At 67.4% G+C, this 14,614-nt stretch carries 16 protein-coding genes; 7 read left to right on the top strand and 9 right to left on the bottom strand.

The features are described from left to right. The first annotated feature begins 86 nt into the window (after positions 1-86). Genes NS365_RS14320 through upp form a run of 3 tightly spaced genes read left to right on the top strand, consistent with a single transcriptional unit; the run spans position 87 to position 2,964 of the window. The gene (locus NS365_RS14320) at positions 87-1,283 is read left to right on the top strand and encodes a phosphopentomutase (protein ID WP_058600979.1); all 1,197 of its coding nucleotides are present in this window, start codon (positions 87-89) and stop codon (positions 1,281-1,283) included. Then, positions 1,280-2,296, top strand: a complete 1,017-nt coding sequence (gene add, locus NS365_RS14315) for an adenosine deaminase (RefSeq protein WP_058600978.1) — start codon at positions 1,280-1,282, stop codon at positions 2,294-2,296. Before NS365_RS14320 ends, add begins: the two co-directional genes overlap by 4 nt. 38 nt (positions 2,297-2,334) lie before the next feature. Then, positions 2,335-2,964 (top strand): uracil phosphoribosyltransferase, encoded by a 630-nt coding sequence (gene upp / locus NS365_RS14310; RefSeq protein ID WP_058600977.1) that lies wholly within the window; start codon positions 2,335-2,337, stop codon positions 2,962-2,964. A 112-nt stretch (positions 2,965-3,076) separates the two neighbouring features. On the opposite strand, the gene NS365_RS14305 is transcribed toward upp, so the two are convergent. Then, positions 3,077-4,618: an acid phosphatase gene (locus tag NS365_RS14305; protein ID WP_430515423.1), complete on the bottom strand. Its 1,542-nt coding sequence runs from the start codon at positions 4,616-4,618 to the stop codon at positions 3,077-3,079. A 313-nt stretch (positions 4,619-4,931) separates the two neighbouring features. Between NS365_RS14305 and NS365_RS14300 the strand changes: the two genes are divergently transcribed. From NS365_RS14300 to NS365_RS14285, 4 genes are all read left to right on the top strand, one after another. Beyond that, the gene (locus NS365_RS14300) at positions 4,932-6,221 is read left to right on the top strand and encodes a cytochrome-c peroxidase (RefSeq protein WP_058600975.1); all 1,290 of its coding nucleotides are present in this window, start codon (positions 4,932-4,934) and stop codon (positions 6,219-6,221) included. An 86-nt stretch (positions 6,222-6,307) separates the two neighbouring features. After that, positions 6,308-6,496 (top strand): hypothetical protein, encoded by a 189-nt coding sequence (locus NS365_RS14295; RefSeq protein WP_058600974.1) that lies wholly within the window; start codon positions 6,308-6,310, stop codon positions 6,494-6,496. 2 nt (positions 6,497-6,498) lie between these two features. Then, complete coding sequence (locus NS365_RS14290; RefSeq protein WP_058600973.1) at positions 6,499-6,699, top strand: hypothetical protein; 201 nt, start codon at positions 6,499-6,501, stop codon at positions 6,697-6,699. A gap of 455 nt (positions 6,700-7,154) precedes the next feature. Next, positions 7,155-7,685: a retropepsin-like aspartic protease family protein gene (locus NS365_RS14285; protein ID WP_058600972.1), complete on the top strand. Its 531-nt coding sequence runs from the start codon at positions 7,155-7,157 to the stop codon at positions 7,683-7,685. A gap of 79 nt (positions 7,686-7,764) precedes the next feature. Here the strand turns inward: NS365_RS14285 and deoA are convergent, their stop codons facing one another. The 8 genes from deoA to NS365_RS14245 form a co-directional block, all read right to left on the bottom strand. Then, positions 7,765-9,075 (bottom strand): thymidine phosphorylase, encoded by a 1,311-nt coding sequence (gene deoA, locus NS365_RS14280; protein ID WP_058600971.1) that lies wholly within the window; start codon positions 9,073-9,075, stop codon positions 7,765-7,767. Next, positions 9,075-9,830, bottom strand: a complete 756-nt coding sequence (deoC, locus tag NS365_RS14275; RefSeq protein ID WP_058600970.1) for a deoxyribose-phosphate aldolase — start codon at positions 9,828-9,830, stop codon at positions 9,075-9,077. Before deoC ends, deoA begins: the two co-directional genes overlap by 1 nt. Next, on the bottom strand, positions 9,827-10,627 hold the full coding sequence (locus NS365_RS14270) for a purine-nucleoside phosphorylase (protein WP_058600969.1): 801 nt from the start codon (positions 10,625-10,627) through the stop codon (positions 9,827-9,829). Before NS365_RS14270 ends, deoC begins: the two co-directional genes overlap by 4 nt. Continuing rightward, positions 10,624-11,019 carry a cytidine deaminase gene (locus NS365_RS14265; protein ID WP_058600968.1) on the bottom strand — a complete coding sequence of 132 codons (396 nt, stop codon included), beginning with the start codon at positions 11,017-11,019 and terminating at the stop codon, positions 10,624-10,626. The genes NS365_RS14270 and NS365_RS14265 overlap by 4 nt, the downstream gene beginning before the upstream one ends. Next, positions 11,019-11,987 carry an ABC transporter permease gene (locus NS365_RS14260; RefSeq protein WP_058600967.1) on the bottom strand — a complete coding sequence of 323 codons (969 nt, stop codon included), beginning with the start codon at positions 11,985-11,987 and terminating at the stop codon, positions 11,019-11,021. Before NS365_RS14260 ends, NS365_RS14265 begins: the two co-directional genes overlap by 1 nt. Next, complete coding sequence (locus tag NS365_RS14255) at positions 11,987-13,123, bottom strand: ABC transporter permease (protein ID WP_058600966.1); 1,137 nt, start codon at positions 13,121-13,123, stop codon at positions 11,987-11,989. The genes NS365_RS14260 and NS365_RS14255 overlap by 1 nt, the downstream gene beginning before the upstream one ends. After that, the gene (locus NS365_RS14250; protein ID WP_058600965.1) at positions 13,120-13,569 is read right to left on the bottom strand and encodes a VOC family protein; all 450 of its coding nucleotides are present in this window, start codon (positions 13,567-13,569) and stop codon (positions 13,120-13,122) included. Before NS365_RS14250 ends, NS365_RS14255 begins: the two co-directional genes overlap by 4 nt. Next, the coding region (locus NS365_RS14245; RefSeq protein ID WP_058600964.1) for an ABC transporter ATP-binding protein at positions 13,566-14,614 on the bottom strand (1,049 nt) is incomplete at its 5' end. The genes NS365_RS14245 and NS365_RS14250, both read right to left, overlap by 4 nt.

Here is a 14,614-nt window from a genome sequence, read left to right as displayed (position 1 = left end):
ACAGGAGAGGTCTGCGATGCGCCCCTTCCCTTCGTCTTTCGTCGCCGGCCGCGCCATGGCACAAGACGGGCAAGGAGACTTGGTTCATGACCCGCGCCGTTCTGATCGTTCTGGATTCCTTCGGCATCGGCCAAGCCGGCGACGCGAGCGCCTTCGGTGACGAGGGCGCCGATACGTTCAGTCATATCCGGGAAGCCGCCGAGCGCGGGGAGGCCGATCGAACGGGCCAGCGCACCGGGCCGCTGCGCCTGCCCAACATGGAGCGGCTCGGGCTTTTCCATGCGGCCGGTGGTCGCGGGCATGGCGGCGAGCCCGCCGGGCTCTGGGGTTCGGCGGCCGAGATCAGCCGGGGCAAGGACACGCCATCGGGCCACTGGGAGATCGCGGGCGTCCCTGTCCTGTTCGACTGGGGCTATTTCCCGCGCACGATCCCCTGCTTCCCGCCCGAGCTGATCGCGGCAATCCAGGACGATACGGGCATTCCCGGCATTCTGGGCGATTGCCATGCTTCGGGCACGGAGATCATCGAGCGCTTCGGCGAGGAGAGCCTCCGCTCGGGCAAGCCGATCTTCTACACATCCAGCGACAGCGTGTTGCAGATCGCCGCGCACGAGACCCATTTCGGCCTCGACCGTCTGTACGAGCTTTGCATCGCGGCCCGACGCCATGTCGATCCGCTCAATATCGGCCGCGTCATCGCCAGGCCCTTCACCGGAGAAACAGCGGACAGCTTCCGCCGCACCGCCAACCGGCGCGATTATTCCGTACCGCCCCCGGAAGCCACCGTGCTCGACCGTGCCGTGGCCGCCGGCCGCCGCGTCATCGGCATCGGCAAGATCGGCGACATCTTCGCCCATCAGGGCATCAGCGAGGTGCGCAAGGGCGACGGCAACATGGCGCTGTTCGACGCCATGCTCGGCGCGGTTCACGACGCGGGGGACGGTGATCTCGTCTTCGCCAATTTCGTGGATTTCGACATGATCTACGGCCATCGACGCGACGTGCCGGGCTATGCGAAAGCCCTCGAAGAGTTCGACGCGCGCCTGCCGGAACTCGAAGCCCTGCTGCGGCCGGGCGATCTCGCGATCCTCACCGCCGACCACGGCTGCGACCCGACCTATCCCGGCACCGACCACACGCGCGAGCATGTGCCGATTCTCGGCTTCGGGCCAGGCATGGAACCCCGCGCCATCGGCCTTCGACCGAGCTTTGCCGATATCGGCGAAAGCGTCGCCGCCCATCTCGGCCTGCCGGCCGGCGCGCATGGAAGGAGCTTCCTGTGATCGCCTCCTCCACCGACGCCCGTTTTCCGCTGGCCGAATTGCACGCCCATGTCGAGGGCACGCTGGAGCCCGCCTTCGCGCGCGAACTGGCGCGGCGCGAGGGCGTGGATCTCGGCAGCTTTGCGGAAGGCGAGACCTATCGCTGGGAGGGTTTTTCCGGCTTTCTCGCGGCCTATGACCGGGCGGCGGCGCTTCTGCGTCGGCCGGAGGATTATCGCCGCCTCGCCTATGATTATCTGACGCGCATCGCCGCCGACGGCGCGATCTATAGCGAGCTGACGATTTCACCCGACCATGCGCGGGCGAGCGGCCTGTCGCCTGAGACCTATCTCAACGCCCTCTCGCAAGGGGCGAAGGACGCGGAACAGGCGAGCGGCATCGTCTGCCGTTTTCTCGTGGTCGGCGTGCGCCATCTCGGCCCCGAGGCGGTGGAGGAAGCCGCGCGATTTGCCGCCGGCGCGTCGGGCGTCACGGGCTTCGGCATGGCCGGCGATGAGCGGCTTCACCGCCCGCGCGACTTTGCCCGCGCCTTTCGCATCGCCGCCGAGGCGGGGCTCGGCCTCACCGCCCATGCCGGCGAGTTCGCGGGGGCCGATGGCATCAGCGAGACGCTGGATGAGCTGAAGGTCACGCGGATCGGACATGGCGTGCGGTCGATCGAGGACGCGGACCTCCTGAAACGCCTGCGCGAGGAGGCGATCACGCTGGAGGTCTGCCCCGGCTCCAACCTCTCGCTCGGCGTCTATCCCGACGCGGCGGCCCATCCGCTGAAGCGCCTGCGCGAGGCCGGGCTGCGGCTGACCGTGAATTCCGACGATCCGCCCTTTTTCGGCACCGATCTCGCCCGCGAATATGCCTTTGCCGCAGCGGCGGGCTTCGGTCCGTCCGAACGGCTGGCGCTGACGCGCAACGCCATCGAGGCGGGTTTCATGGACGCGGCGACGCGCCAGCGCCTCCTGTCCCTGTTGACCATGCGCGCGCTCCTGCTTGGCGCGCCGGCCGCAACGCAATAGACCTGTCATACGAACGAACGACCAGAAGAGGTTCCCGCATGGACGGCGTCACCGTCATCGACCATCCGCTCGTGCAGCACAAGCTCACCCTGATGCGCAAAAAGGAGACCTCGACGGCGAGCTTCCGCCGGCTCCTGCGGGAAATTTCGACGCTTCTGTGCTACGAGGTGACGCGCGATCTCGACCTGACCACGACCCGCATCGAAACGCCGATGCGCGAGATGGACGCGCCGATCCTGGAAGGCAAGAAGCTCGTCTTCGCTTCCATCCTGCGCGCCGGCAACGGGCTCTTGGAAGGGATGCTGGATCTCGTGCCGGCCGCGCGCGTCGCCCATATCGGCATGTACCGCGACCACGATACGCTCCAGCCCGTGGAATATTACTTCAAGGCGCCCGAAGACCTTGCCAACCGCCTGATCATCGTGGTGGACCCGATGCTGGCGACGGCCAATTCCGCCACCGCCGCCATGGAGAAGCTGAAGGAGCGCGGTGCCAAGAACATCCGCTTCCTGTGCCTTCTCGCCGCGCCCGAAGGCATCCAGCGCTTCCGCGCCGCCCATCCCGACATTCCCGTCTTCACCGCCTCGATCGACGAGGGGCTGAACGAGAAAGGCTATATCATGCCGGGTCTGGGCGACGCGGGCGACCGCATGTACGGCACGAAATAAGCCGCGCCGCGCAATGAAAGCGCGGAGCGATGGATGAGAACGGCCCGGACGGCGAGCGCGCCATCCGGGCCGTTTCGCGTTTCACAAGGAAGAGGCCTGGAGGCCTCCCCGCTCACTTCGACAGGTCGAGCGCCGCCGTCAGATCGCCCATGGGCTTCTCGTGGTTCTCCGCCAGCGCCTTGTCGCGCAGCGCGAGACCGGGAAGAACCGGCAGGTCGTAGCGCTCGGTGATGAAGCGCAGGATCGAGGTCGTGTCGTACTGCGTGTGGTCCACCGTGCCCTTGCGCGCGAAGGGCGAGACGATGATGGCGGGGATGCGGTTGCCCGGGCCCCAGCGGTCGGCCTTGGGCGGGGCGACATGATCCCACAAGCCGCCGTTCTCGTCATAGGTGACGACGACGAGCATGTGCCCCCATTGCGGGCTCTTTTCGAGATGGGCGATCACGTCGGCGATGTGCTCGTCGCCGCTCGCCACGTCCGTATAGCCATTGTGCTCGTTCAGATTGCCCTGCGGCTTGTAGAAGGAGACGGCGGGCAGATGGCCGGCGTCGATATCGGCGATGAACTTCGCCCCGGCCATTCCGCCGTCCTTCAGATGCTCGGCGCGCGCGGGCGTGCCCGGCGCATAGGCCGCGAAATAGTTGAAGGGCTGGTGGTGAAACTGGAAGTTCGGCACGGGCCGGGCGTTCTTGCCGTCCAGCGTGTCCTGCCAGGCGCCGGCATACCAGGCCCAGCCGATCCCCTTCTGCGACAGGAGATCGCCGATCGTCGCCTCATGCTGCGGCGGCAGGGTCGTGGGCTTGGCCGGATCCGCATAGGCCTTGTCGCCGCCCTCGGCCGGCGCGTTGGCGCTCGGCTGATAGGGCGGCTGCATCGTGTTCACGGCGTAGAAGTCCGGCGTCAGATTGCCGTCCTTCTCGAATTTCGGCATGCCCTCCAGCGCCGAAGCCGGGGAGTTGGCCGCGAGCGTCAGCGTCTTGCCGTCGCCATCCACCGCCGCGATCAGATCCTTGGCCGGGCTCTTGTCGGCGTCGGGATAAACCGGCGCGCAGGCGCAGGCGAGCTGGAAATGGTTGAAGAACGAGCCGCCGAAGCCCGCCTGGAAGAAGTGGTCGGCCAGAACGTATTTCTGCGCGACCTTCCACATCGGCATGTTCGAGCCGTCGAAATGGCTCATGACCAGCGCGCCGGAATCGGCCCATGCCGCGAACTTGTCGTTCTTTCCACCGTCGATCTGCATCTGCTCCTGATAGAAGCGGTGCCAGAGATCGCGTGTGATGGTGCCGAGCGACAGGTCGAAGCCCTTGGGATCGTCCAAAGCGAAAGGCGCGTTCGACAGGTGCTCGGTCTGCGTTTCGTTGATGACCGGGGTCACGCCCTTGGCCGTCAGCCCTTCCCAGACTGGCGGCAATTCGGACAGCGGCTTGCCGTCGCGATCGAGCTGGAGCTTGGATTCGGCGGAGGCCTGCGCGATACCGTCCGCGCCGGGGAAGGCGCCATAGAGATTATCGAAGCTGCGGTTCTCGGCATAGATCACGACCACGGTGTCGATCTTGTCGAGCCCCGCCGGCGCGGCGGATGCGATGCTCGGCGCGAGCACGAGCGCGGCGGATGCGCCCGCCAGAAGACGGCGAGAAAGCTGGGAAAGCTTCATCATCAAGAGCCCTTCGAAAGAGGCCGGCCGCAAGGGAAGGCGGCGAACGGCACGGCCCTCCAGGGGGAGGGTTCGCGCCGCCGCTCTAGGCCCGAGTTCTGACAGGTTCGTGACAGTTTCACATTCGCGTGAAAATTAAATCGGCGCTGGAATTCATCGAGATGTCACGAACCGCGCCGATAGGAGCGAGCGCCAAGCGCGGCGAATCGCTGTTGCCTGCGAGTTGTCTGGACGATCCGCTGCGGCCAAGCCCGCCGCTCCGCGTGCTGCTGGGTGCGCGAGGTTCGCCCTGTCGATGTGAAGAGTCGCCGATATGACCCCGCAGCCCCTTCGTCTGCACCTTGCTGCCCTGCTGGGCCTGACGCTCACCGCCTTTGGCGCGCCCTTCCTGCCTGCGCTGGTTCAGGCCGGCGGGCCGCCGCACCCCGATGCCGCGCCGATGAGCCGTGTGCAGGCCTTTGCGCGGGCCGATGCGCTCCGGGCGCTCGGGCAAGAGATGTTCTTCGACCCGTCCCTGTCGGCGTCCGGCCGCGAAGCTTGCTCGACCTGCCACGACCCGGCCCATGCTTTCGGCCCGGCTTCGGCCGAGCCCGTGATGATGGGCGGGCCGGCGCTGGACCGGCCGGGCGTGAGGGCCGTGCCGTCGCTGCGCTATCTGCAGGCCGTTCCCCCCTTTACCCAGCATTATTTCGAATCCGACGACGAGGCCGACGAGAGCGTCGACAATGGCCCGACCGGCGGCCTCACCTGGGACGGGCGCGTGGACGGCGGCGCGGCGCAATCGGCGATCCCGCTTCTCTCGCCCTTCGAAATGGCCAATGCGGATGCGGCGAGCCTCACCCGCTCGCTCGCCGCCGCGCCCTATGCGCCCGAGCTGAAGCGCCTGTTCGGGGGCGATATCTTCGAGCGGCCCGAGAATGCGCTGCACGCGGCCGGCAAGGCTCTGGCCGCCTTCGAGCAGAACCCGGCCGAGTTCTATCCCTATTCCAGCCGCTACGACGCCTATCTCGCCGGCAAGGGCGATCTCACGGACCAGGAAAAACGCGGGCTCGCCCTGTTTCAGGCGGAGGACAAGGGCAATTGTTCGAGCTGCCATGTGAGCGAACGCGCCAATGACGGCGAGCCGCCGCAATTCTCCGACTTCGGTTTTCTCGCCATCGCGCCGCCGCGCAACGAAGCGATCCCGGCCAATCGCGATCCCCGCTATTTCGACCTCGGCCTCTGCGGCCCTTATCGCACCGATCTCAAGGATCACACCGACTATTGCGGCCTGTTCCGCACGCCCTCCTTGCGCAATGTCGCCCTGCGCACGAGCTTCTTCCACAATGGCGTGTTCCATTCGCTGCGCGATGCGGTGGCCTTCTATGCCACGCGCGACACCGACCCCGGCCGCTGGTACGGGCACAAGGCCGACGGCACCGCCCGAACCTATGACGACCTGCCAGAGGCCGCGCGCGCCAACGTGAACCAGGAGCCGCCCTTCGGCCGCAAGCCGGGCGGCGCGCCGGCCTTGAGCGAGAGCGAGATCGACGATGTCGTGGCCTTCCTGAAGACCCTGACGGATGCGGACCTCGCGCCCAAGACGGATGCGCCCCGGCCTTGAGAGCCAAATCCTTGCCCGGCGAAAGGCTGGGAACCCATGGGGGAGAACGGGATTAACCTTCTCGAACAACGAGAAGGAGCGATCGCATGTCCTCCAAATCCCCGCCGATCCCGGCCGAGAATCTGAGCCCGAAAGGACCGGGCGACCACGAGACCCACAAGGCTGATACCGTCGCCAAAGGCGCTCAGGCCTCCCCCGGCAATCTCGATACGCAGGGCCGGCAAGGCAATATCCACCAGAACACGACCCATCAGGGTCATCAGCAGGACCGCTAGCCATGTCCAGCTCATCGAAGACGGAAAGCGCCAACCGCCATCATGGCGGCCCCGGCTCCAGCCATCAGGCGCCCGACCGACCCGACCCCACCGAGGGTCGCGGCCCCAAGCCGGGCGAGCCGACCAACGGCCCCCGTGCGCAGATCTCGGGCGGTGGCGGCGAGCAGGACACGCACCATACGCATGACGCGAATCTGAAATAGGCGGATGCGCCGAATTCTGGAAAGGCTCGCTTCATGGCGGGCCTTTCTCCCTTTCGGGCCGTCGTATCCATCGGCCGTCGGAAAGCCTCCGCGCTGTTGAGGCCCCCGAACGGTTTGCCCCATCCACCCGCCGTCTCGTGGCCGAGGCTGGGCCTTGCCCACGCATCGTCTTCCTTGAGCGCTTCACGCCGACGACACACCTCACGACGGCCCGACCCGATGGGCGGCCGGACAGCCTCTGAGATCATCCGCGCGAAGGCCGGCGCGTTTCCCAACCCGAGCGTCCGAGCCGCATTGCTTCGGCGAGCCCAGGGGCAGTCAGGGAAAATCGAAGCCCGACGCCCCATTGATCCCTAACCATAAGGTGTCCGACGAGGCATTCCCCAAGCCTTCGTTCACCATTTGCCGCCAAGCTTCCTCGATCGGCCTCCGCTCGCTGCCCAGGGAACTTGAGCATGACCCGGCTTCTCGGCTTTGCCGTCTTCGCCTCGATCGTCGCCATGGCCTTTCCATCGGTGTTCGAGCGCTATCGCGCGACGCTGCAAACGGGCGAGGCCGAGCAGTTGACCCCACCGGCCAAGGTGGTGGAAGCCGCGCTGCCCGCGCCCGCGAGCGGTCGCGGCCTGCAGCTGCGCGCCGGCGCGGACGGGCATTTCCGCACGGAAGCGCGCTTCGAGGGGCGCATCGAGCCCGTGCTGATCGACACGGGCGCGACCTATGTGGCCGTCAACGAGCGCACGGCGCGCCGTCTCGGCATCAATGTTCCGCCCGAAGCCTTCACCGGCGTGGCCCAGACCGCCAATGGCCCCATGCCCGTCGCGCTCGCCAAGGCGAGACGCATTGCCATCGGCTCGGTGGAAGTGCGCGATGTCGATGTCATGGTGGCCAAGGGCGAGGCGCTGTCCACCACCCTTCTCGGGATGAGCTTCCTCAAGCGCCTGAAGAGCTTTTCGGCCAGCGGCAATACGCTGACGCTGGTGCCCTGAGGGCGACGGGCCAGCCGAGCCATAGGTCGCGCGAAGCCCCGGCTTCCGGCACCCATTGCGCCCCATCGCAGGGACGGCTTTATCCGATCCGGTCGATCACATCGCGGCTTTCAGGAGCCGTCTCGGCCAGCGTGATACCAGCGAGAACCTGCGCCACCCCGCGCTCGGCTTCTGCTTCGCTTCGGGCATGGACGAAGCCCAGCGGATCGCCCGGCGCGACAGACGTTCCGAGCGGCGCGATGGCTGACAGGCCGACCGAGGGGTCGATCGCCTCGCCCGGCACGCTGCGCCCGCCGCCCAGTTGCACCACGGCCAACCCCAGCGCGCGCGTGTCCATCCCAGCCACGATGCCGGCCGAAAGCGCGGCGACGGGGCGCACCACGGGCGCGGCTGGCAGGTAGGCGTCCATCCGTTCCACGAAATCGGCCGGGCCGCCGAGCCCGGCGATCATCGCGCCAAACCGCTCCAGCGCCGCGCCACTTTCCAGCGCGCGCGCAGCCAAGGTCTCGCCTTCATCGGCGTTTCCGGCGAGCCCCGCCTGGACCAGAGCTTCGGCGCAGAGCGCCAACGTGACCCGATGCAGCCGCGTGCCGGCGCTTTCGCCCTTCAAAAAACGAACGGCGTTGGCCACTTCCAGCGCATTGCCGGCTTCCGCTGCCAGCGGCTGGCTCATATCGGTGAGCAGCGCGCTGCAGGGCAGGCCAGCCCCGTTGGCGACATCCACCAGCGCGCGGGCGAGCGCGCGCGCATCCGCCTCATCCGCCATGAAGGCGCCCGAGCCCGTCTTCACGTCGAGAACGAGGCTTTGGAGGCCGGCCGCGAGCTTCTTCGACAGGATGGAGGCGACGATGAGCGGCGTCGATTCCACCGTGGCCGTCGTATCGCGCACGGCGTAGATGCGCCCATCCGCCGGGGCGAGGCGCGCCGTCTGCCCGACGATGGCGCAGCCGACTTGGCTGACCACGCGGCGAAAGCGATCCGGCTCGGGCGTGACCGTGTAGCCCGGAATGGCTTCCAGCTTGTCCAGCGTACCGCCGGTATGGCCGAGGCCCCGGCCCGAGATCATCGGCACCGCCGCGCCGCAGTCGGCCAGGATCGGTGCCAGCATCAGCGAGACATTGTCGCCGACGCCGCCGGTGGAATGCTTGTCGGCGACCGGACGCTCCAGAAAGCGCCAGTCGAGCACATCGCCGGAATCGCGCATGGCGAGCGTCAGCGCGACGGTCTCATCGCGATCCATGCCGCGCAGGAAGATCGCCATGCAAAGTGCTGCGATCTGCGCGTCGGGGATCGCGCCCTTGCTGACACCGCGCACGAAATCCGCGATCTCGGCCCCGTCCAGCGCCAGCCCGTCGCGCTTGGCGCGGATGATCTCGGCGGGCAGGCGCATCAATAGCCGCTCGTCTCGCCGCCTCGCCCGTCCCCGCCGGCCACCGCCAGAAGGTCGGTCAGGACACCGGACGCGCCGAGCCGGAAGCGGTCGGGCGTCGGCCAGCCCGCGCCGCAAACCTCTTCGGCCATGTCGCGATAGAGCTTGGCGTCCTCGTAGGTCTTGATGCCGCCGGACGGCTTGAAACCGACCGCGCCGCCGCCATTCGCGATGACCTGAAGCAGGATACGGGCGGCCTCGGGTGTCGCGCTGACGGGTACCTTGCCGGTCGAGGTCTTCAGGAAATCCGCTCCGCCCCGCAGCGCTGCCTCTGAGGCCGAGAGGATCAGGTCGGGGTCGGTAAGCTCCCCCGTTTCCAGGATGGCCTTCAACCGCGCCGAACCGGCCGCCGCCTTCACCGCGCGGACCTGAGCCTCGACAAAGGCAGGATCGGCGGCGACGCGCCGATAGGCGATCACGAGGTCGATCTCGTCCGCGCCATCGGCCACGGCCTGCTTCGTTTCCCGGACGGTGGCCTCCACGTCCTCGCCCCCGGCCGGAAAGTTCACGACCGTCGCGAGATGGATGGTCTCGGGCAGAATGGCCCGCGCCTGCGCGACGAAGCGCGGCCAGATGCAGATGGCCGCGACATCGCCCTCGGGCGTCTGAGCGCGCTTCACCAGCGCGTCGATATCGGCCGGTGTGCAGGTCTCGTTGAGATTGGTGAGGTCGAGGCAGGCGATCAGCCGGCGTGCGTCGTCTGCGCGATCCCTCATAGGGCGAACTCCGGCAGGGCGTGGGCGAGGATGCGGGCGAGCTTGGCGCCGCCGATCGGCGCCATGTCCTTGGTTTCTGTGTGGCTGAGTTCCGCACCCGTCATGCCCGCGCCGAAATTGGTGACGACGGAGGCGCCGACGACGCGAAGACCCAAGAAACGTCCGAGGATCGTTTCCGGCACGGTGGACATGCCGACCGCATCCGCGCCCAGAACCCGCGCCATGCGGATTTCGGCCGGCGTCTCGAAGGACGGTCCGGAGAACCACATATAGACGCCGCGGTGCAGCGCCTCCTCAGCTTTGATCGCACCGCGCAGCATGGCCTCGCGCAGCTGCGGATCATAGGCCGAGGTCATCCCGACGAAGCGGGCGTCGGTCGGCTCCCCGATCAGCGGATTGGCCCCGGAAAAGGCGATGTGATCGTCGATCAGCATGACCTCGCCCGGCGCGATCGCGGGGTTCACCGAGCCGGCCGCGTTGGTGAGGCACAGGATCTCGACGCCGACCGCCTTCAAGGCTTCCAGCGCGGGGCGCATGGCCGCCGCGTTGCCCGCCTCGTAATAATGAATGCGGCCCGACAGGATCAGGACATCGACGCCCGCCAGCCAGCCCGAGACCACCTCGCCCGCATGGCCCGACACGGCCGAGACGGGAAAGCCCGGCAGATCGCGATAGGGAATGTGATGGGCGTCCTCGACCTCGCGCACGAGCGCACCGAGGCCGGAGCCGAGCACCAGCGCGACGCGCGGCCGACGCGCGCCGAGCCGATCCCGCAGGGCATCCGCCGCCGCGCTCACGAGACGGCATCCGTCGGAAAGGCCTTGGGCAGAAGTTCGCCCATCAGTATGGTTTCCACCACGCCCTCAACGGCGTCGCACAGGAAGACGCGCGTCTCGGCGCTGGCGAACTCCGCGATGCGCTGGCGGCAGCCCCCGCAGGGCGAGCAGGCGCGCAGCCGCTCGGCGACGACCGCGATTTCCGCGATCTTGCCGCCGCCATCCATCACCATATGGGCGATGGCCGTCGTCTCGGCGCACCAGCCTTCGGGAAAGCTCACGACCTCGATATTGCAGCCGGCATAGATGCGCCCGTCTTCGGTGCGCAGGGCCGCGCCGACGGGAAAGTTGGAATAGGGCGCGTGGCACTTCTTCATGGCCGAGCGCGCCTTGAGAAACAGGTCTTCCGACATCAGCGCTCTTTCACATAGGGCACGCCGCCGGCTTTGGGCGGGTGCGACTTGCCGACGAAGCCGGCGAGCAGGATCACGGTCAGGATATAGGGCAGCGCCTGGACGAGCTGCGGCGGGATCTGACCGATGAGAGGCAGTTCCGTCGTCTGGAGGCGGATCGAGGCCGCGTCCAGAAAGCCGAACAGGAGGCAGGCGAACATGACGGGCACCGGCTTCCAATTGGCGAAGATGAGGGCCGCCAGCGCGATATAGCCGCGCCCCGCCGTCATCTCGCGCGCAAAGCCCGCCGACTGCGCGATGGCGAGATAGGTGCCGGCCATGCCGGTGAGCACACCGCAGATGATCACGGCGCGGTAGCGCAGCCATGTGACCGAGATGCCGGCCGTATCCACCGCGCCGGGATTTTCGCCGACCGCGCGAAGGCGCAGGCCGAAGCGTGTGCGATAGAGCACCCACCAGGTGAAGGGCACGGCGAGGAAGGCGAGATAGACGAGAAGGTTCTGCCCCGACACAAGGCCGGAATAGACGAAGCCCAGAACCGGCACATCCTTGACCGCCTCCGCGCCCGGCAGAGCGATGTCGAGAAAGCGCCCGCTTTGGCTGAGCGTCGGCGTGTTGCCGCCCTGCCCGAACCAGGCCGCGCCGAGGATGATGGTGAGACCCGACGCGATGAAGTTCAGCGCCACGCCCGAGACGATCTGGTTGCCGCGATAGGTGATCGAGGCCAAGCCATGGACCAGTGAGAAGACGACGGCGACGCCGATGCCGGCGGCGAGGCCCGCAAAGGCGTTCTGCGACAGGGCCGCGACAGCGGCGGAGGCAAAGGCCGCCGCCAGCATCTTACCTTCCAGCCCGATGTCGAAGACGCCCGAGCGCTCGGAATAAAGGCCAGCCAGCGCCGCGAAGAGAAGCGGCGTCGAGAGGCGGATGGTGGAATCCAGGAGATTGAGAAGGCCGAGCAGTTCCATCAGCGGGCCTCCTCGGCGGGCAAGGGTTTCGTCAGCGGCAGGCGCACGAAGCCGTAGAGCCTGCCGACGCCCGGCCGCAGCATGTTTTCGAGCGCGCCGGCAAAGAGGATCACGAGGCCCTGGATGATGACAATCATGTCGCGCGAGATCGATGGCATGTCGAAGGCGAGTTCCGCCCCGCCCTGATAGAGAACGCCGAAGAGAAGCGCGGCCGGCAGGATGCCGAGCGGATGGCCCCGGCCCATGAGCGCGACGGCGATGCCCACAAAGCCTGCGCCGGCCGGGAAGTTGAGCTGAAGCCGGTACTGATCGCCCATCACCGAGTTCAGCGCCATGATGCCGGCGAGCGCGCCGGAGATCAGCATGATGGTCACGACGAGGCGCGTTTCCTTCATGCCGGCATAGCGCGCGGCGGCGGGCGAGAAGCCCAGCGTGCGGATTTCATAGCCGAGCCGCGTGCGCCAGATCAGCACCCAGACGAAGAGCGCGGCGGCAAGCGCGACGAAGAAGGTCATGTTCAATGGCGCGCCGCCGAGACTCATGCCCAGACTCTCGAACAGCCCGCCGAGCTTGGGCAATTGCCCGCCCGCATCGAACTGGCGCGTTTCGGGCTGCATCGTGCCGAGCGGGCGCAAGGGGCCGACGAGGAGATAGACCATCAGCGCCGAGGCGATGAAATTGAACATGATCGTCGTGATGACGACATGGCTGCCGCGCTTGGCCTGGAGATAGCCCGGCAGAAAGGCCCAGGCCGCGCCGAAGGCGCCGGCCGCGACCACCGCCAGGGGCAGGTTCACCCACCAGGGCAGGATGGAGCCGAGGTTCAGCGCCACCAGCGCGACGCCGAGGCCCCCGACATAGGCCTGCCCCTCGCCGCCGATATTGAACAGGCCGCCGTGAAAGGCGACCGCGACGGCGAGGCCCGTCAGGATGAAGTTGGTCGTGTAGTAGAGCGTGAAGCCGAAGCCCTCGCCATAGCCGAAGGCGCCGCGCAGCATGAGACGCGCGGCCTCAACCGGACTTTCTCCGACGGCCAGGACCACGAGCCCGGCGACCAGAAAGGCCACCACGACATTGACGAGCGGAATGACGCCATGGTCGATCCAGGCGGGAAGCTTGGTATAGGGTCGGCTCATGCCGGGTCCTTCGGCTGATTCAGAAGGTCGAGCCGCCCGGCGGCGTCGAGCGCGAAGAAGGGATTGTGGGCGATCTCCCAGAGATGCCCGTCGGGATCGGCGAAATAGCCGGAATAGCCGCCCCAGAAGACCTTTTGCGGGGCCTTCACGGGCACGCCGCCGGCCTCGCAGGCGAGCGCGAAGAGCCGATCGGCTTCCGCTTCGCTGGAAAGATTGATCGCCAGCGTCATGCCGCGAAAGCGCGGCAGCGCTTCCAGCGGCAGCGACGCGTCGTCAGCCAGATCCTGCAAGCCGAACAGCGAGAGAACCAGCCCCTCCCCTTGCAGGAAGATCACCTTGTCGTTGCCCTGATCCGTCCTCACCCAGCCGAGCGTCTCGTAAAAGCGGGCGGCGCGGGCAATGTCGGTGACGCCCAAGGTGACGAGCGTGACGCGCGCGTCCCTCATTCCGCCGCCTCCGCTGCCGTCTCGCCGGCCATCATCAGGCCGAGTTCGCCTTCGGACGTGTCGGGGCTGCGCTCGCCGACGACGCGGCCCGCGCACATCACGAGGATGCGGTCGGACAGGGCGCGGATTTCGTCGAGTTCGACGGAGACGAGCAGAACCGCCTTGCCGGCGTCGCGCATCTCGATGATGCGCTTATGGATGAATTCGATGGCGCCGACATCGACGCCGCGCGTCGGCTGGCCAATCAGGAGCACGGCGGGGTCGCGCTCCATTTCGCGCGCCAGAACGACCTTCTGCTGATTGCCGCCGGAGAAATTGGCGGTCTTCAGATCGGCCGAGGGCGGGCGGATGTCATAGGCCGCGATCTTTTCCTTCGCTTCCGCGCGCATGGCCGAAACGCTCAAGAACGGCCCCTTCGCATAGGCGGGGTCGCGGTGATAGCCGAGAATGGCGTTCTCATATTCCTTGAAGGGCAGGACGAGGCCCATATGATGCCGATCTTCAGGCACATGGGCGAGGCCCCGCGCGCGAAGGCCGGCGGGGTCCATGTCGCGCTTCAGGTCCAGCGCCTCGCCGTTGAGGCGCAGCGTGCCGCTTTCCGCCGCCCGAATGCCCGACAGCGCTTCCAGAAGCTCCGACTGGCCGTTGCCCGCCACGCCCGCGATGCCGACGATCTCGCCCGCGCGCAAGCTGAACGACACGTCGTCCACCATGGTGACGCCGCGCCCGTCCCGTACGGTGAGGTTCCGCACGTCCAGAAGCGGAGCCTTCGGCGCGGCCTCGCCCTTTTCGACGCGCAAGAGCACACGCCGCCCGACCATGAGTTCGGCGAGTTCCGCCGCGCTGGTCTCTGATGTCTTGACCGTCGCGACGATCTCGCCGCGCCGCATGACGGAGACATTGTCGGTGACGGCCAGGATCTCGCGCAGCTTGTGCGTGATGAGGATGACGGTCTTTCCCTCGTCGCGCAGGTGGCGGAGCACGGAAAAGAGCTGGTCGGCCTCGGCCGGGGTCAGCACGCCGGTCGGCTCGTCGAGGATCAGGA

Source organism: Aureimonas ureilytica, from assembly GCF_001475935.1.
GTDB lineage: Bacteria > Pseudomonadota > Alphaproteobacteria > Rhizobiales > Rhizobiaceae > Aureimonas > Aureimonas ureilytica_A.
This window is presented reverse-complemented; position numbering and strand designations above follow the sequence as displayed.